The sequence below is a fragment of the Floridaenema aerugineum BLCC-F46 genome (assembly GCF_041929345.1).
Taxonomy (GTDB): Bacteria; Cyanobacteriota; Cyanobacteriia; order Cyanobacteriales; family Aerosakkonemataceae; genus Floridanema; species Floridanema aerugineum.
In genome coordinates this window covers 54,794-71,865 of sequence record NZ_JBHFNQ010000161.1, presented here as the reverse complement: position 1 = coordinate 71,865, position 17,072 = coordinate 54,794, and the positions used below count along the sequence as shown (strand labels likewise).

The 17,072-nt window shown below is 40.7% G+C and carries 15 protein-coding genes and 1 pseudogene; 11 read left to right on the top strand and 5 right to left on the bottom strand.

Annotated elements, in window-relative coordinates:
- Positions 1-78 precede the first annotated feature (78 nt).
- Both ACE1CC_RS20850 and ACE1CC_RS20845 read right to left on the bottom strand, forming a co-directional pair.
- Entirely contained in the window at positions 79-348 is a 270-nt protein-coding gene (locus tag ACE1CC_RS20850; RefSeq protein ID WP_413272353.1) for a hypothetical protein, read from the bottom strand.
- 1,092 nt (positions 349-1,440) lie between these two features.
- Positions 1,441-2,862 (bottom strand): NADP-dependent isocitrate dehydrogenase, encoded by a 1,422-nt coding sequence (locus ACE1CC_RS20845; RefSeq protein WP_413272352.1) that lies wholly within the window; start codon positions 2,860-2,862, stop codon positions 1,441-1,443.
- A gap of 130 nt (positions 2,863-2,992) precedes the next feature.
- Between ACE1CC_RS20845 and ACE1CC_RS20840 the strand changes: the two genes are divergently transcribed.
- The 4 genes and pseudogenes from ACE1CC_RS20840 to ACE1CC_RS20825 all read left to right on the top strand — a co-directional run bounded on the left by ACE1CC_RS20840 (position 2,993) and on the right by ACE1CC_RS20825 (position 7,513).
- Entirely contained in the window at positions 2,993-3,484 is a 492-nt protein-coding gene (locus tag ACE1CC_RS20840) for an adenylyltransferase/cytidyltransferase family protein (protein WP_413272351.1), read from the top strand.
- Positions 3,485-3,648: 164 nt separating this feature from the next.
- A pseudogene (locus ACE1CC_RS20835) lies at positions 3,649-4,098 on the top strand (GUN4 domain-containing protein); the annotation flags it as partial.
- 367 nt (positions 4,099-4,465) lie between these two features.
- Positions 4,466-5,980 (top strand): GAF domain-containing sensor histidine kinase, encoded by a 1,515-nt coding sequence (locus tag ACE1CC_RS20830; protein WP_459563890.1) that lies wholly within the window; start codon positions 4,466-4,468, stop codon positions 5,978-5,980.
- 156 nt (positions 5,981-6,136) lie between these two features.
- Positions 6,137-7,513: an IctB family putative bicarbonate transporter gene (locus ACE1CC_RS20825; protein ID WP_413272357.1), complete on the top strand. Its 1,377-nt coding sequence runs from the start codon at positions 6,137-6,139 to the stop codon at positions 7,511-7,513.
- Positions 7,514-7,624: 111 nt separating this feature from the next.
- Here ACE1CC_RS20825 and ACE1CC_RS20820 read toward each other — a convergent pair whose 3' ends face one another.
- Positions 7,625-9,295: a DUF655 domain-containing protein gene (locus tag ACE1CC_RS20820; RefSeq protein ID WP_413272349.1), complete on the bottom strand. Its 1,671-nt coding sequence runs from the start codon at positions 9,293-9,295 to the stop codon at positions 7,625-7,627.
- A gap of 212 nt (positions 9,296-9,507) precedes the next feature.
- Between ACE1CC_RS20820 and ACE1CC_RS20815 the strand changes: the two genes are divergently transcribed.
- The 3 genes from ACE1CC_RS20815 to ACE1CC_RS20805 all read left to right on the top strand — a co-directional run bounded on the left by ACE1CC_RS20815 (position 9,508) and on the right by ACE1CC_RS20805 (position 11,926).
- A complete protein-coding gene (locus ACE1CC_RS20815) occupies positions 9,508-9,888 on the top strand; it encodes a DUF7682 family zinc-binding protein (RefSeq protein ID WP_413272348.1) in 381 nt (126 codons plus the stop codon).
- 166 nt (positions 9,889-10,054) lie between these two features.
- The gene (locus ACE1CC_RS20810; protein WP_413272347.1) at positions 10,055-11,245 is read left to right on the top strand and encodes a cysteine desulfurase family protein; all 1,191 of its coding nucleotides are present in this window, start codon (positions 10,055-10,057) and stop codon (positions 11,243-11,245) included.
- A 57-nt stretch (positions 11,246-11,302) separates the two neighbouring features.
- Complete coding sequence (locus ACE1CC_RS20805; protein WP_413272346.1) at positions 11,303-11,926, top strand: tetratricopeptide repeat protein; 624 nt, start codon at positions 11,303-11,305, stop codon at positions 11,924-11,926.
- A gap of 51 nt (positions 11,927-11,977) precedes the next feature.
- Here the strand turns inward: ACE1CC_RS20805 and ACE1CC_RS20800 are convergent, their stop codons facing one another.
- Positions 11,978-13,318: a TAXI family TRAP transporter solute-binding subunit gene (locus tag ACE1CC_RS20800; RefSeq protein ID WP_413272345.1), complete on the bottom strand. Its 1,341-nt coding sequence runs from the start codon at positions 13,316-13,318 to the stop codon at positions 11,978-11,980.
- Positions 13,319-13,401: 83 nt separating this feature from the next.
- Between ACE1CC_RS20800 and ACE1CC_RS20795 the strand changes: the two genes are divergently transcribed.
- From ACE1CC_RS20795 to ACE1CC_RS20785, 3 genes are all read left to right on the top strand, one after another.
- Positions 13,402-14,187, top strand: coding sequence for a DUF1995 family protein (locus ACE1CC_RS20795; protein ID WP_413272344.1), 786 nt, complete (start codon positions 13,402-13,404; stop codon positions 14,185-14,187).
- Positions 14,188-14,390: 203 nt separating this feature from the next.
- Entirely contained in the window at positions 14,391-14,588 is a 198-nt protein-coding gene (locus ACE1CC_RS20790; RefSeq protein WP_413272343.1) for a hypothetical protein, read from the top strand.
- Between the two features lie 42 nt (positions 14,589-14,630).
- The gene (locus ACE1CC_RS20785; protein WP_413272342.1) at positions 14,631-15,092 is read left to right on the top strand and encodes a hypothetical protein; all 462 of its coding nucleotides are present in this window, start codon (positions 14,631-14,633) and stop codon (positions 15,090-15,092) included.
- Here the strand turns inward: ACE1CC_RS20785 and ACE1CC_RS20780 are convergent.
- Entirely contained in the window at positions 15,026-16,318 is a 1,293-nt protein-coding gene (locus ACE1CC_RS20780; protein WP_413272341.1) for a cyanophycinase, read from the bottom strand. The genes ACE1CC_RS20785 and ACE1CC_RS20780 overlap by 67 nt on opposite strands.
- A gap of 68 nt (positions 16,319-16,386) precedes the next feature.
- On the opposite strand from ACE1CC_RS20780, the gene ACE1CC_RS20775 reads away from it, so the two are divergent.
- The gene (locus ACE1CC_RS20775) at positions 16,387-17,049 is read left to right on the top strand and encodes a lysophospholipid acyltransferase family protein (protein WP_413272340.1); all 663 of its coding nucleotides are present in this window, start codon (positions 16,387-16,389) and stop codon (positions 17,047-17,049) included.
- The last annotated feature ends 23 nt before the right edge of the window (positions 17,050-17,072 follow it).

Here is a 17,072-nt window from a genome sequence, read left to right as displayed (position 1 = left end):
ATTTTTCTAGAGTGTTCGTTGGCAAAAGTTCCAACGACACACTGAGAACGCCAGTAACTCTGGATACGCTGAGAAATCTTATGGTTTCCTAGCGCAAGAATCCCCAACTATAATCTCCGATTTAGTTGGGGTGCGTTCAATTCCACCTGTAGCAGTTCCATTGCTCAAGTTCACTAGCACGCTACCAGCACTACTGGTGTCGCCAGTGCGGTTAATGGTGATAGCAGCACCAATTACCGTGCCATCTTCATTAACTTGGTAGGTAGCTTGGGAGAATTCAACTACTGCATCATCATTAATAATGGTTCTGGTTGTCGGAATCAAATTCCTTTGTAGATGCACTTTCAAGCACACAAATTCTGCTATATTTGAGCAAAAAAAGGTTAAGCTAGTAATTAGGAATAATCAAGAAAATGAGAAATTATTCTAATTTCTCATCAGGTTTGGATCAAGTTAATTTGAACTATATAATTTTTATTTTGATATAATTATTCCTCAGTCTACTTCCGAACAAATCGCTAACTTAGTTAAGGTTGTTAATTGTTAATTTCATAGAAGTAAAATATTTATACTTAATCAAACACTGATAAAGTCAGAAAAAAGGTGACTAATCAAGAAGAGCCTGAGTAGTTTTACTTAAAGATAAGTGATGATCCAACTAATACCTGTAGTATGTAAAACCTATTTTCGCTAAAATTTACTTAAGCAAATATACTGGGTCGTGTTAATTAAAATTTTAGCTATTTCAATTTTTTTTTGATTAATAGGGTAATAAAGTACAGCTTTAATATTTTACTTTTAGTAAGTTAGTATCTATAGTTTTGCAGTTTTGCGAATCGCTAATTATCGATCTACCTAAATGTTTGTTACAGATGTTTGGGATGGGTGGGTTTCAATACTGCTCGGTTAAGCAAATTTTTGGTCTGTAGGGGCGAAGCATTCGGGCAGAAAATCTAGGTTTTCAGACATAAATTTTGACCCGAATGCTTCGCCCCTACTCTTAACCGAGAAGTATTGGGGCGGGTTTTGATTTCAATCTGATGGCTGGGTATTCCAGGCTTTTGGCCCCTCCCGCCCCTACTCGATTTGGATCAATCATTTGGGTAAACGATATGACCGTATAACTCAAAAACTTGTAAAGACGTTGCGTGCTACATAACATATATAGGACTTACGCACTGACACTAAATATGGTGGGATGGTGCGTTACGTTAGCACGCGAGAGCACCCTACGAATATAACTAAGGCAGGCAGGATGCCCACCCCACAAGTAAGCTGTAACTGTTTTGGGGCAGGCAGGATGCCTACCCCACAAGTAAGCTATAACTCTTGTGGGGTGGGCTTCCTGCCTGCCCCATCCTTAGATAGCTATATTTATGTAGAGACGTTATATATAACGTCTCTACATAAATTGGGGAAGGTATTGTCAAGCTGAATTAATTAAAAGCGATCGATCACCGCTTGAGCAAATTCCGAACACTTCAAAGGTGGTTCTACAGGTGGTTCCATTAACCGCGCTAAGTCGTAAGTAACTTCACGATTAGAAATTGCCCCACCAATACCTTTTTTAATTAGATCGGCAGCTTCTTGCCAACCTAAAAATTCAAACATCATTACCCCAGAAAGAATCACTGAAGCTGGGTTAATGCGGTCTAAACCTGCGTGTTTTGGTGCAGTACCGTGAGTCGCTTCAAAAATCGCGCAATCATCACCAATATTAGCACCAGGCCCCATGCCTAAACCACCAACGATCGCAGCCGCAGCATCAGAGAGATAATCTCCATTCAGGTTCATGGTAGCGAGAATAGAATACTCATCGGGGCGGGTTTGAATTTGTTGGAAAATGCTATCAGCGATGCGATCGTTCACCATCACTTTATCTTTCCATTTTCCATTACCATGAGTTTCCCAAATTGAATTTAAAACCTCTTCAACTTCTTGGCAAACTTGAGCTTTCTTTTCCTCAGTTAAAGCATCATAACCCGGATCGATTTTTCGGGCATTATCTTCAATAGAAAGGTCAGGTTTTCTTTCTTTATTGCTGAGAATCCAAGATTCCCGTTCCGTCACACATTCAGCGCGAAACTCACTAGTTGCTAACTCGTAACCCCAGTCACGGAAAGCGCCTTCAGTGTATTTCATAATATTGCCCTTATGCACCAAAGTTACTTGCTGCTTATTTTTGGGCAAAAGTAAAGCTTGCTTAATAGCGCGACGAACCAGGCGTTGAGAACCAGTTTTACTAATGGGTTTAATGCCAATACCGGAGTCGAGGCGAATTTGTTTGCTTCCATGTTCGGGAGTAGCAGGAATCAAATCATTATTCAGAATGTGGATTAACTTTTGAGCAATTTCCGTACCTTCGCGCCACTCAATACCTAAGTAAATATCCTCGGTATTTTCCCGATAGATAATGACATCAAGTTTTTCGGGAGTTTTGTGTGGGGAAGGCGTACCGGAATAGTAGCGACAGGGACGAATACAAGCGTAAAGGTCAAAAATTTGCCGCAATGCCACATTGAGAGAACGAATACCACCACCGATCGGGGTTGTCAAAGGCCCTTTGATAGCGACACCATATTCTTTAATTGCGGTTAAGGTGTCTTGGGGTAGGTACTGGTAAGTACCATAGAGTTCGCAAGCTTCGTCACCAGCATAAACTTTAAACCAGCTGATTTTCCGTTTGCCACCGTAGGCAGCTTCTACTGCCGCATCAAAAACTTTTTGGGCGGCGGGCCAAATATCCACACCTGTACCATCGCCACGAATGAAGGGAATAATGGGGTTATCGGGAACAATGGGTTCACCATTCTCGAAAGTAATGCGTTCACCTGTTGTTGGGGGTGTAATTTTGTCGTACATAATTCACTAGTAGATCCGAAATAGCACAATATTAGAAAAGCCTAGACGATACACCTAACGGTACGCTAGCGCGATCGCACTGTTTGGTATTGTCAGGTACACTGTCTGTGGTGAAGGGCAAATATTTACAATGATTTTAGGTGTTTACGATTTAGCCCAGTTACAGGAAGCGATCGCCTTGACCCCAGATCGATGGCGACCATTAGTATTTACCAATGGTTGTTTTGATTTACTCCATGTAGGTCACATTCGTTACTTACAGGTAGCCAAATCCTGGGGAAGATCGTTAGTGGTTGGGTTAAACAGCGATCGATCCGTGCAAACCATTAAACCAAACCGTCCTGGTATGCCACAGCGACCCATAATACCAGAAATTCAAAGAGCCGAACTACTCACAGCCTTAAAACCTGTAGACGCTGTGGTAATTTTTGCCGAAACCACAGCAACTCAACTCATAACCGCCCTAAAACCTGATATCTATGTTAAAGGAGGCGATTATAGTCTAGAAAATCTCCCAGAAGCAACCGTAGTGCAAGCATTAGGTGGGCGGGTAGAATTAATTCAAATTGAAATTCCCACTTCCACTACAGGTATAATTAATCGAATTTTACAAGCACAATAAGGCAGGGGGGCTCTTGGGCTCTTGGGCTCTCGGAGAATTTAAAACTTAAAACTCTTCCTATCTTCCTAACTGAAAACTCAAAACTCTCTCACTCAAAACTTCCCTAGTCCCCATCTCATCTACTAATCACCAACATAAATCAATGAACCATGAACGATAGTGATATAGTGCTATTAAAATCGGAACGTAATATTGACTACAGTCCCCTGGAAACGCTGTTGAAAGCACAAGACTTTCAAGCTGCCGATAAAATGACTTTAGAAAAGTTATGTGAATTGGCGGGAGTTGAAGCAATACAGAGGAAATGGTTGTATTTTACTGAAGTAGAGAACTTTCCCCTTACTGATTTACAAACGATCGATAAACTGTGGCGGAATTACTCGGAAGGTAAATTTGGCTTTTCTGTCCAAAGGGAAATCTGGCTTTCTTTAGGAAAAAACTGGGAAAAATTATGGCCGAAAATAGGTTGGAAGACAGGGAATAATTGGACAAGATACCCCAACGAATTTACCTGGGATCTGAGTGCGCCCAAAGGACACTTACCTTTGTCTAACCAATTACGAGGGGTAAGAGTCATGGCTTCATTATTATCTCATCCAGCTTGGACGAGTTAAGGCGATCGCTAGAGTATTCGTGACTAGGGACTGGGTACTGGGTACTGGGAATATCTACGTATTTTTTAGCATTAAGGTTTTTCCCCATCCCAGTTCCCCATCCCCAATCTCCAAGATTTACCCCACCCGGGTCTTTATCTGGGTGAGAGCTAAAAAGACGCGAAATGACGCGGTTTTAACCCGTCGTGTAGCATCCTTTTAGAATCCCCTTGGCTAAAGCTAGGGCAGAAGTCAAAAATAGTATTAATTTTTTCTGTAAAAGATGTTTGTCTGGACTGTAGTTGGGGAACTTTAAGAATAGCTATAAGCCATCAGGCAGCAGCTAAGTAAATTTCACGTTAATTTAACTATGCGGGTAGCAGTTAGCATGGTAAGCCCTGAAAACAATCTATTTTTTGGTTTGAATGCGGTAACACCTCAAGCAAGAGAGCAACAACGCCTCACAGCTTTAGCAGAATCTGGACTACTGCAAGCAGAAAACATTCCGATTTTCGATGAAGCGACACAGACAGCAGCCCATTTCCTAGATGCACCCATCTGCATCTTGGGGATCATGGACAGAGAACGGCAAGTTTTTAAGTCTGCTGTTGGTTTATCACGCTTGGGTTTAATGAATCAGCTGGCGGCATCTCGTCAGTTATCGCGCTCAGAATCTTTTTGTATTTACGTGGTAGAGAGCCAAAGAGTTTTGGTGATTAATGATGCTACCACCGATCCAAATTTTGCTAAAAGTTTATTGGTACAGCATTACGGTATCCGCGCTTATTTGGGAGTACCACTATTAACCGCCAGTGGACATTGCTTGGGTACTTTAGCGGTAATGGATAAGGTAGCACATAATTTTTCGAGTAAGGATATCGAGTTTTTAGAACTCATGGCACGCTGGATCATGAGTGAGTTTGAGCGGAGTCGCTTGCAATCTAGTGCTGAACCTCCGGGAGTAATGGTGAATTTAAACACTCGAGTCCTTTCCCCATCTAAATCTGGAGAACACCCAGCGGCTAATCAAATTCAAGTCAAACTGTTAGGAGAAATCACCCAGGAACTCAGGACACCCCTAACTTCGATTTTGGGCATGGCTAGTGTTTTGGGTAGAGAAATTTATGGCCCTTTGACGAAAAAACAGCAGGAATATTTAGACATTATCCAAAACAGCGGTCAATATTTACTGTCTCTGGTTAACGAAATTTTGGCTTTGGGAGAACTAAATACTGATGACCCAAAACTGAATCTTTCGGCAACGGATATTGAAATGCTCTGCCAACAGGCTAGCAATTCTTTGGAGGAGGCGGCTAATCGCAGAGGTCAAAAGGTTCGGGTTTCTGTAGAACCAGGAAATCGAATTTGGCAACTAGATAAGGACAAAGTGAGACAGATGCTTTATCATCTGGTGTCTAGTTTGCTGAAAACGGCGGATACTGGCTGTGTGGTTCGGATTCATGTGTCTCGGAAAATTCAAGGGCTAAATATTGCGGTTTGGGTTTCTCATCCTTGGTTGGGAGATAGTCTGCCTCATGTAGAATCTTTATTGTATCAATCATCGATGAAGGCGGTTCCTGTAGTTTCGGAAAGTTTGCCTTCTCAGGTTGAAAATGCGGAAGCATGGTCAACTTTGGTGATTCCGTCGGAAGCAGAACATTCGCCAATTGAATCTTCTGCATCAACTGATTTTTCTGATGTTGATGAACAGGTAATGGCTACTGCTCAACAGGTGGAAATTTCGGCTCATCCTTTAAATAGTGACTCTTGGGAAAATTTGGGTTTGTTACTCAGTTGTCACTTAGCACAAATGCAGGGTGGTCAGATCTCGATTCAGGGTTCACCGGAATCGGGCTATCGCTATGTGATTATGTTGCCTAAAGTAATGGTTGTGGATGGGTAAGCTTACCCCCGACTTAAGCACGGGGGCTTCCACACTCTGGCTGTTTGTTGGTAAATTGAATAATTCTAAATCCAAACTGGAAAATGCTGTTGCAGAATCAGCTGTTTAACTATCAGAAATACTGACGAATGACTTATGACAAATGACAGGTATTTTATGAATTCGGCTTGGCAACAAATCACTTTGTCTAATTTGCCTTTGTATCAGTGGCGGAGTGCTAGCTATTTGTACCGATTGGTTGGTTGTTTAACCCCTTGGCGCAGGGGTAGCTGGCTAATGCAGTGGGGAGAAACACTGGGGGCTTTTTTGGTGAGTCTGGTGTTTGCTCTGGCGACCTTTGTGTCTAACGATCTGGTGGGCGTGCTACTGTTGGCTAGTGGTGCTTTTTGGGTGCTGCTGACTTTATCGGATGAGGTGGGGGCTGGTGTTACTCCGATTCATTTGCTGGTGTTGCTGTATTGGGGTATTTCGGCAGTAGCAACGGCGATGTCTCCAGTGAAAGCGGCGGCGTTGGTTGGTTTAATCAAGTTAACGCTATATCTGCTGTTTTTTGTGCTGATGGCACGGGTGTTACGATCGCCTCGTCTCCGTTCTTGGATAATTACTATTTATTTGCACGTAGCTTTGGTTGTCAGTGTTTACGGGTTACGTCAATGGATTTTTGGCGCAGCACAACTGGCGACTTGGGTTGATGCAGAATCTTCTTTAGCTAAAACTACGCGAGTTTATAGCTACCTGGGAAATCCGAATTTACTAGCTGCTTATTTGGTACCTGCGATCGCTCTTTCCTTGGCGGCTATTTTCGCTTGGCGAGGTTGGATTTGTAAGGCTTTGGCTGTGGTAATGTTTGGGGTTAATTCCACTTGTTTGATATTAACTTTTAGCCGGGGTGGTTGGATCGGTTTGCTGGTGATGTTTTTCACTTTTTTAGTGTTGCTGTTTTACTGGTTTAGTGTTTATTTGCCACCTTTTTGGCGCACTTGGTCGTTACCTATTTTATTGGGAGGTATGGCGGGTTTTGTGGTGTTGGCGGTGCTGTTTGTGGAACCGGTGCGCGATCGCGTTTTGAGTATGTTTGTCGGGCGCGAAGATAGTAGTAATAATTTCCGAATAAATGTTTGGGCGGCGGTGAAGGAAATGATTGCCGATCGTCCTATTTTAGGTATTGGCCCTGGCAATAATGCTTTTAATAAAGTTTACCCGCTTTATATGCGTCCTCGTTATACTGCTTTAAGTGCTTATTCTGTGGTGTTGGAGGTGTTAGTAGAAACTGGGTTTATTGGTTTAATTTGTTTCCTGTGGTTGCTGTTAGTTACTTTTCACCAAGGTTGGCAACAATTACGCCGTTTAAGGGAGTTTGGTAGTCAACAAGCTTTTTGGTTAATTGCGGCGATCGCTACTCTTTTAGGTATGTTAGCTCATGGCGCTTTTGATACTGTTTTGTATCGCCCGGAAGTTAATACTCTCTGGTGGTTCATGATTGCTTTGATTGCGAGTTATTACACTAATTTTAGGCAGGGGATTAGAGAATAGGGACTGGGGACTGGGAAAGTTTTGAGTGAGAGAGTTTTGAGTGAGAGAGTTTTGAATTAAAGAGAAAGTTTTGAGTTATCACCTTGTCCCAAGAGTCCCAAGAGTCCCCTATTACCAAGTTACTCGATCTTTCAATCTTTCTAATAATCTTGGGCCGATGCCGGGGATGCGATCGAGATCTTCTAAAGAAGTAAAAGGTTTCTTTTGTCTGGATTTAATAATTTCTTGAGCTAATTTGGGTCCGATTCCTGGTAATGCTTCTAATTCTTGTTGCGTTGCGGTGTTAAGATTAACTTTAGGAATATTTTGATTTTGGGGAACTGTGGGCGAATTTGAGTTTTGTATAACTGGTTTAGATGCTGTTTCAATTTGTGGACATTGTTGCTGTTGAGTTTTAATTTTTTGCTTGATTCTATCTGGTAAACCTAGTTGAGCATCGGCATAAAGGCGATCGAATTCCCTTTGAAAATGAGCGGCTACTTTTGGACTTTGAATTATTACTAATGTTTCGTCGTTATTGCTATTTGCTGCTTCTGACCAATTGTGGGAACCTGCGATCGCTATTTTCCCATCTATAACCGCAAATTTATGATGTAATAAATCGCCTTTTCTTAGCAAAGGTGTTCCGACAGTTTTAATGGGATTTTGCCAAGGTTGATTATTGATTTCGTATTTACAATCATTGACCAAAGCTACTCCCATCATATCCAAACCTTCACTATAATAACGATAGGCGAAATCCGGTTCAATTAAAGCTTTGATTTTTACTCCTCGTTGATGATTTGTTTCTAAGATATTGGCTATTTGCTGTTCGGAAAAGACGAATAGGGCTAGATCGATCGATTGGGTAGCAGCACTTAAAGTTTTACCAATTAACCCATTACTGCTTTGTTCCCAAGGTACTTTATTAGATGTGGGTGAAAATTGTACTGAGATGTTAACAGTTGCTAAATCTACTGTTTGTACAGAACGTAATGGTTTTTTCACTCCAAATTTACTATCTGGTTTTCCCCCTACTCCATCCCCCCACATCAAATTAAATTCTTCGGTGAAATGCGTTGCTAATTCAGGGCTATTGATTTTGAGTAAACTATTATCATTTCCTAAACTCTCAAGATTTTGCAAATCTCCGTGAATATCGGAAGTGGTAAAATTAGCTGAAGTAATAATGATTATTTGATTATCAATAATGACAAATTTGTGGTGCATTAAACCGCTACCAGCTGAACCATCAGCAGTGTCATCAATTATTGGTACTTTGGCATTTTCTAAGATTACTAAAGCATCTTTTTGGTTAATTTCTGCAACATCTAATTTTTCGTCTTCGTTTTCGTCTACAAGTTGGCGATATTCTTTGTAGCGGTCTTGTTCTCTAGGTGGCAGTTTTGCGATTTCATCGGCGGTAAACTTACCCCAAGGACGACTGTAATTATTTTCCAAAATTACTCTAACTTTAACTCCGGCTTTTTGCCGTTCTACTAAAGCTTGAGCAATTTTCGGTAAACGTAATTCTTGCACTGCTACATCTACTGTAGATTTAGCACTAGCAATAGTATTAACTATAACTTGTTCTAGGTCATCTCCTGACCTTCTTTGTTGACGGTAAGGTTCTATATATTCTGGTAACTGTGCGTGATTGAAATATACCTGAACAAAGGGATCTTGGGGTAAGGGAGTAAGTTTTTGAGGTTGGGGGACTGCTTTTTGGCAAGCTGAGATGGAAAATGCCAAAACAAATGCCGGGAAAAGTGTTGGGAGATTAAAGCTAGGTAGATGCAACATTGCTTACCAAAGAGCGAGTGTGTTGGTAATTTTGGTTACTACTTATTAAGCAGGATGGCATCAAAAAAATCAATGGAGATTAATTAAGTTAAAGTCTTTTAGAGGATTTTTGATGTAATTTTATATCAGGGTGATTTTTTGCTGGGATTAATAAAACTTTAACTAGGGTGGGCACTCTTTTGGGTGCTAAATTGGAGGCACACCGTTGTTTTATGGCAAGACGAAAGAAGCTGTTTCCCTGTGGTCATAAGGGTTATGGGCAAATTTGTCATCTTTGTGCCCAACAACGCGCTATTTTGGAACAGAAGCGGCAGGAAAAACAAGATTGGGAGTTTACTTTTACTCAAGATCCAATTAATTTAAGGGATTTACCTTATCATGTGGTGGTTAAGGCGCGTTTGGTAATCGCAGGGTTACAAGAAAATAAGGATTATCGAGAGTTTGGGGGAAAGCGTCTGCGCTACGATCGCTTGATCATCAGTATTCCGATCACCCGCAATTACCGATTGCTTTGCCGAGACTGCGGTACAATGTTAATCCCGCAAGAGGTTCTGTCCCATGAGGATTATAACGTCAAGAAACCTGGTTGTTAGGCAGGGGAGCAAAGGGAGCAAAGGGAGCAAAGGGAAGTTTATGTAGGGGCGGGTGAGAGTAGACAATATTTGTCATCAATAAACAATCTCTGGATAAAACTAGCCTCTATAACTTAAAACTCAAAACTTTTTTATACTTGTTGCTGAAACTGTTAGAGTTAGAAATATGCAAATTTATTTAGATTACAGCGCTACAACTCCGCCCCGTCCAGAGGCGATCGCACTGATGCAACAAATCCTCTCTCAACAGTGGGGAAATCCTTCCAGTTTGCATGAGTGGGGTCAAAGGGCAGCAACGGTTTTAGAACAAGCGAGAATGCAGGTTGCAGGGTTAATTAATGCGCCTGCTGATGGGATTATTTTTACTTCTGGTGGTACGGAAGCAGATAATTTGGCAATTATGGGGGTGGCGCGATGTTACTCTCAACCACAACATATTATTATTTCTAGTGTGGAACATTCGGCGATTTCGGAACCTGCAAAGTTACTGGAAAGTTGGGGTTGGGAAATCACTCGTTTACCTGTGGATAATTGGGGTTGGGTGAATCCGAATGATTTAGAAAATGCTTTGCGATTCCCCAAAGGGGACGCTTCGCGAACGAATACAGTTTTAGTTTCAATTATTTATGGTCAAAGTGAAGTAGGAACTTTACAACCAATTGAAAAATTGAGCGAAATTGCCCGCTCTCATGGGGCATTATTTCATACTGATGCGGTGCAAGTGGCGGGAAGATTGCCGATCGATGTGCAAAAATTAGGGGTAGATTTACTCTCCCTTTCTAGTCATAAAATTTATGGCCCTCAAGGTGCGGGGGCGTTGTATGTGCGTCCGGGTGTGGAGTTGGTGCCTTTGTTGGGTGGTGGGGGTCAGGAAATGAAATTGCGATCGGGAACTCAAGCTGTGCCAATAATTGCAGGTTTTGGTGTAGCGGCGGAGTTGGCGGCGCAAGAAATGGGTCAAGAAACGCCCAGGTTAATCCGGTTGCGCGATCGTCTTTTTGACTTATTATCTAATGTGGCAGATCTGCAATCTACTGGTCATCGTTGGCAGCGTTTACCCCATCATGTAAGTTTCTGTTTGCTAAATGCTGATGGGAAAAAATTAAGTGGGAAAACGATCGTTCGCCAATTAAATTTAGCAGGAATTGGGATTAGTGCTGGTGCGGCTTGTAACAGCGGTAAACTTAATCCTAGTCCAATATTATTGGCAATGGGCTACAGCAATAAACTGGCTAAGGCTGGAATTCGTCTGACTTTGGGGCGTTATACTACGGAAGAAGATGTAGATTGGACAGCGATGGTTTTGCAGCAAATTTTACAAAGGTTGACTCCAGAACCAGCTTTATCTAAAGTCTAGTTTTTACCTTTGCAAGTGCTGTAAGTGTTTTTGTGTATATAAATTGAATAGGTAATCATGTTGTCAATTTGTTCAGCTTATTTGGCCTCAAATTGTTTACTGGAAAATGCGATCGCTCCGACTAACTTAGCTAAATCTCCTAATGTTTCGGTAGAGCAGTATTTTTGTCAAGGTAAGCGAGACTATTTTAATTATAAGTTAAGCAGTGCTTTGACTAATTTCTATCAAGCGTTGCGGCTTAATCCTAACTATGCAAACATTTATCTCTACCGAGGTAACAGTTATGTATTATTAGGAAATTTACCGAATGCGTTCGCCAATTTTAATTTTCTGTTGCGCCTCAAACCTGATTTTCCTAATGCTCATTTAGTTTATGCTAATCGGGGAAGTGCATTTGCGCGATCGGGCAATTATCGGGCTGCTATTGCTGATTATACCCAATCAATTAAACTTAATGGTTCTACGCCTTTAGTCAGAGAAAATAGAGGATTCGCTTATTATTTTTTGGGTCAGGAGCAAGCAGCGATCGCTGATTTTCAAGCCGAGGCAAGGTTATTTAGATTTAAATTCGCTCAAATGATGGAGTTAATTTACGCAGTGCAACATAAAGACGAAAGTAGATTAAAAACCAATTGGCCGCTCGTTGCTCCGAATCGGGGGCAAGAAATGAAAGGCTGTTAAAATCAAAAAATTTTAGATTTGAGGTTTGAAAATCTCAAATCTAAAATTTGTTTATCTATTATTTATCGACTCCACTTCAGAAAGCTCTACTGCCAAATTCTTAGGATTATGTAACTTATTAATTGTCACAATTTCTTTATGATGGATAGTATTGATTGCTACTTGCCAAGAAAAGGCAAAGGATTGGAAAGATTCGGGGGAAATGCGATCTTCATCTAAGTCTTGCACAACTTCCCGAAAAATTCTGAATAATTCTTGGCGTAAGTTTTCCAAGTCTTCTAATTTATCGGTCTGGCGTGCGGTTTCTGTTAAAGTTACAATTTCTAAATTGTACTTATCAGCACGGTTCTTTTGTTTATCGGAAAAATGGGAACGTAAAGACCACAAACCAGAACCAATTAAAGTGGCAATTGACATCAATAAAGCAATCACTTCGGCATTTTCATTCAAAAAAGCTGGTTTTTCGCGATCGTAGTAGTTTCTCGCTCCTTCATGCAAAGTTAATCCTAAATTTTGCCCGATATCTGGTTGAGAAATTGTCGCAGCTTTCGGTTCAATTTTTACCAAATTATGACGATATTCATATAAAATACTGGTGATTTTCTTAACTAAATTTGCCGACACATTTTCATTAGTAATTAATGCCGCTTGCACACCAACAGTAGGTAAATTATATTCAGGAACAGCCGGAATAGCTTTGTAAGTTCCTTTGGGAATTGTACTATCAATCAAATAAGGATAAGCAATTTTCATTGCGGCTGCTTGCTCGATCGGAATCATCCTAGCTTCAGTTGTTCTCAGCAATTCTTTTGTCCAACTATTACCAATGGGCAAAGTCCGAAAAACCGCATCTACTTGACCGTTACGCAAAGCTAATGCTGCTTTTTGGGGAGTCATTTGGAACCATTGAAAGTCCGTAGGTTTTAAATCATAATGTTGAGCTAAAATCCAAAAAGCATTATAAGAACCACTACCTTTAGGCATTAAAGCAATTCGTTTACCTTTGAGATCAAAAATAGTTTGAATAGGAGACTTTTTGGCAGCAATTAAATGGAAAACTTCGGGATAAAGTAGAGCAATAGCACGGGCGGAAGGTTTAGCTGGGGTATCATTCTGCACCAGGGCAAGTTGTACTTTACCATCATTTAGAAGCTGCATATTTTCATCGGCTCCATTGGTAGGTATTACTTGTAGTTTGATCTGCGGTTCATTTTTCTCAATTACGCGCCGAATCGCTTCACCAAAAGTATAGTAATCTCCACCTTTACTACCTGTGGCAAGTTTTAGTTCGCTCGGACTATTTTGTTCTTTTACTAATTTCCAAATAGCCGCACCAGTGATTGCTAAACATAAAGCAGCGATCGAAACAGAAGCAATAAATTTACGGTTCATAAATTTTAGATGGTGTGAGTGGCGTTTTTGAATAATACTATTGATGATAATAAGATAACCTGAAACTCAGCCGCAAAACCTCTATGGTGGAACTTCCCAAAACGTTAGAAGAAGCGATCGCCCAAGCTCAACAAGCTACCCTAGCGGCGATCGCCGATGGACAAACTAGAATCCAAGTGGAAATGGTATTTCCCGAAATCGCCTTACAAGCGCAATCGATCGCGCTACAATTTCTCCCAGTGTTCGATAATTTGCCAACTTTCCAAAAAAGTGAAGAAACAAAAGCAAAAACTAGTCCCCAAGTCAAAGTATTTTTCCCGGATGCAGGTGCAGCGGCGTTAGCGCGACGCGACTGGGGAAAAGATATTCCTTACAAATTAGAAGATATTGGGTTAGGTAGATTACCAATTCAAGACAAAATTGCCGCTGAAGATGATGTTTTTCTACTAGTTGATCCCAGTTCTGTGGAAGTAGGGGAAGTGGAAAAAATTTGTAATGCAGTTGGCGATCGACCTGTAGTTTTACTCAATCCTCACTTAGAAGATGCAGGTACAGTAGGAATTGGTTACGCCGCCCGTCAACTACGCCAACGTTTATTTAGTACCCTGTTTTCCTGTTACTATGTCCGCCCCTTAGAAGGCGCAGCAATTTTCCGTTGTTATCCTGGTTTATGGCAAGTTTGGTTAGAAACTAACGGCGAATATAAACTGTTAGTGGAATTACCGAAAAAACCTGTTGGTGAGGAAATCGATCAAATTTTAATGTCAGTAACTCAACCAGCAACGGGTAATTCTGGTGATGCACCAAAACCGAAAAAACCCGGAATTTTTGCCAGTATGCAACGCTTTTTACGTGCCTTAAATAACTAACTCAGAAAAGTACGTTGTTGCGCTGTCTTCGCTAAACAAAGGCGAGTCGAGCGCAACAACGTACCTAGAGGTTTTAACGGAAATGTCGCTATCCATCCCCCCTTTTAAGAAAGGGGGGATGGATAGCGACCAACTAAAAAATCGCGTAGCGTCCGCATAATTCTAAGATTTGTGCTAATATTTTAGGGTAATTGATAACAGTAATGATGGCAATTCGACGCGCCACATTTAGAATTCACCCAAACCAGACTCAAGAAAGAGCCTTATTTGGTGCGCGTCGATTGCATGGTTATTTGTACAATGCTTGCGTAGCGCATCGCCGCTATGAGTGGAGAGCGAACAAATACAATGTTTCTTATTTTGAGCAACAAAATTGTTTGCCAGCATTTAAGAAAGAATGAAAGGAGTTTGGCTATCTCCATTCGCAGTCGTTACAAGCGACAGTGAAGCGAGTTGACTTGGCTTACGGTGGGTTTTTTCAAGGAATAAGAAAACTCCCAAAATTCAAATCGATTCGGGATTATTCAGGTTGGTGTTATCCAGCCAAATCGGGGTGGAAAATCAACAGTAACGGTAAGCATGGAAGCTTGCTCCTTAACGACTTAGGAATTACTATCGATGTTCCTACTCCCGAATGTAAGTTTGGCTCCAATTCAGACCTAAAATATGAGTCAATAATTGCTTTCGATCTGGGAACAGAAACCGCATTGACTCTTTACGATGGTTCTGATTTTACCGAGCTAGAGAATCCCAGATTCACCAAGAAGGCTGAATCACAAATCAAACAAAAATCTAAAGCTTTGCTTGGTGTGCGTGCGCCAAATCGAACCAAAAAGATTCAAGCTTCTAGACGGATGTATTCGTACAATTTGTCAGTCATCCGAATTGGTGTTACATCCAAATAAATATTCATCACTGTGTAATCTTCACTGCCAAATGCACTGGTAAAATATCCCCTGGTATCTGCTCCTTTTCTAAATTTAAATTCAAAACCTAATTCGGGTTTTTCATCTTCGGGAACATTGGTAAATGCTAACCCAATTACTTCTTTTTGCTCGTTATCAACAAAGTTAGACATCAAATCTACTAAAGTTGAATTTGCCAAGATATCGGGATACAATTTCTGATGATTAAAATGAGGTTGATAACTGGGATTGTTCGGTTCTACTTTGGTTCCCGCTAATTTTAGCGGATGGACAATCACTTCTTTGGTTTGTAAATTAAATTTATCGCCCCGATCCAAATAGGTTAATTTAACATTTTTGATATTAAACTCTTTAATACTTGGGTTAGTAGTGGCGGCAGATAAATCCATGACTAAAGCACCTTTGTATCCGATGACTTCAGCAATGTTATTCTTCACTACTAACGCAGTATTTTCATCTACACCTATTCCTAAATTGTAGCCTTTCTTTTTCATGACTACTAAGGAACGGGCAAATCTTCCCCGAATAAAGAAATGCTGATCGATGAAAATATCCTTACCGATAAAACCTAATCCTTTATCTATTTCTTTACCTTCAGTTACCCCATTTTTCAAAACGCTTAATACATTGCTTGCGTCACGAAACATGGTATCACTCATAATTGCTGCACCTGCACTAGTTCCAGCAATTACACCGCCTTTTTTATAGATTTTCCAAATGGCATCTAATAGTGGTGTTTTTTCCCCGGTTTTGGTATAAAGCGCCTGAGTTATTCTTTCTTGGGAACCGCCAGTAAAGTAAACTCCTTTACAGGTTTCTACTTTTTTTATTAAGGTAGAATCGTTAACCGCTTCTTGGTAATCTACATCTATATTTTCTATAGCAACGGGGAAAAGAATTGGTTGGGCACCGTATTTTTTTAATGCTTCTACTGAATAGTTACCATTTTTTATGGGATTACCACTCGCTGTTGGTAAAACGGCAATTCTCGCGCCTTTTCCTCCAGCTAATTGGATGATTTTCTGGAAAACTTCGGCATTATCGTAACGGAGATTACCGCCGGCAATTACTAATGAAGGTGAAGGTAAGGGAGATGATTTCACAGTTGTTGCTGTTTCTTTATTGTTTGCTAAACTAAGAGGAATTACTCTAATGAGTACGGCGATCGCAAAAATAACTAATACCAACCATGACCGCTTATTCATTTTCCTTAATTTTTAATTTTTAAGTAGATTGATTGCTGAGTTTTGGGGAATTATACCATATCTTATTCATGATTTTACAAAGGAACTCTCAAATTACCTTATCGCCGCAAATATCTCCTTGGCTTTATTGGTCACTTTTCCCAATTCATCGAATTTTTCTTAGCTTGTACTTTGGCAAAATTCTTATTAAAGGCGAGGAATATTTACCAGAATTTGGCCCATTGGTGATGGCACCGAAACATTATAGCCGTTGGGACCCGTTGTTAATTGCTTTACTTAGCAGAGAACCGCTATTTTTCATGACTAATGCTAATCAATTTGCGGGGATGCAAGGCTGGTTTATTGAAAGGTTGGGAGCTTTCCCGGTAGACTTAAGTCATCCTAGCGTATCAAGTATGCGTAATGCAATTGAGTTGTTACAAGATGGGAAAAAATTGGTGTTATTTCCTGAAGGGGGTATTGTGCGCGATCGAATTTTGCGATCGCTCAAACCAGGATTAGCTAGATTAGTTTTACAAGCCGAAGCCAAATTACCTCAACCCGCCTCAATCCCGATCGTTCCCGTTACCTTAAAATATCAACCAAGTGCTAACTTCTTAGCCGATGTATTCATTAACATCCAACCGCCAATTTATAGCCGAGATTATCGTCAAGAAAACGACAAAAAAACTGCCATTGTCTTAACCGAAGTCTTAGAAAATTCTTTAATCGCCGGGTTAAAAAGGGGGTGAAAATTTCTCCCCCTTGATTCCGA

Bases quoted from the DNA above. Each gene is read 5' to 3' on its own strand.
- ACE1CC_RS20845 (WP_413272352.1), bottom strand. From the start codon at position 2,862: ATGTACGACAAAATTACACCCCCAACAACAGGTGAACGCATTACTTTC.
- ACE1CC_RS20840 (WP_413272351.1), top strand. From the start codon at position 2,993: ATGATTTTAGGTGTTTACGATTTAGCCCAGTTACAGGAAGCGATCGCC.
- ACE1CC_RS20830 (WP_459563890.1), top strand. From the start codon at position 4,466: ATGGTAAGCCCTGAAAACAATCTATTTTTTGGTTTGAATGCGGTAACA.
- ACE1CC_RS20825 (WP_413272357.1), top strand. From the start codon at position 6,137: ATGAATTCGGCTTGGCAACAAATCACTTTGTCTAATTTGCCTTTGTAT.
- ACE1CC_RS20820 (WP_413272349.1), bottom strand. From the start codon at position 9,295: ATGTTGCATCTACCTAGCTTTAATCTCCCAACACTTTTCCCGGCATTT.
- ACE1CC_RS20815 (WP_413272348.1), top strand. From the start codon at position 9,508: ATGGCAAGACGAAAGAAGCTGTTTCCCTGTGGTCATAAGGGTTATGGG.
- ACE1CC_RS20810 (WP_413272347.1), top strand. From the start codon at position 10,055: ATGCAAATTTATTTAGATTACAGCGCTACAACTCCGCCCCGTCCAGAG.
- ACE1CC_RS20805 (WP_413272346.1), top strand. From the start codon at position 11,303: ATGTTGTCAATTTGTTCAGCTTATTTGGCCTCAAATTGTTTACTGGAA.
- ACE1CC_RS20800 (WP_413272345.1), bottom strand. From the start codon at position 13,318: ATGAACCGTAAATTTATTGCTTCTGTTTCGATCGCTGCTTTATGTTTA.
- ACE1CC_RS20795 (WP_413272344.1), top strand. From the start codon at position 13,402: ATGGTGGAACTTCCCAAAACGTTAGAAGAAGCGATCGCCCAAGCTCAA.
- ACE1CC_RS20790 (WP_413272343.1), top strand. From the start codon at position 14,391: ATGATGGCAATTCGACGCGCCACATTTAGAATTCACCCAAACCAGACT.
- ACE1CC_RS20780 (WP_413272341.1), bottom strand. From the start codon at position 16,318: ATGAATAAGCGGTCATGGTTGGTATTAGTTATTTTTGCGATCGCCGTA.
- ACE1CC_RS20775 (WP_413272340.1), top strand. From the start codon at position 16,387: ATGATTTTACAAAGGAACTCTCAAATTACCTTATCGCCGCAAATATCT.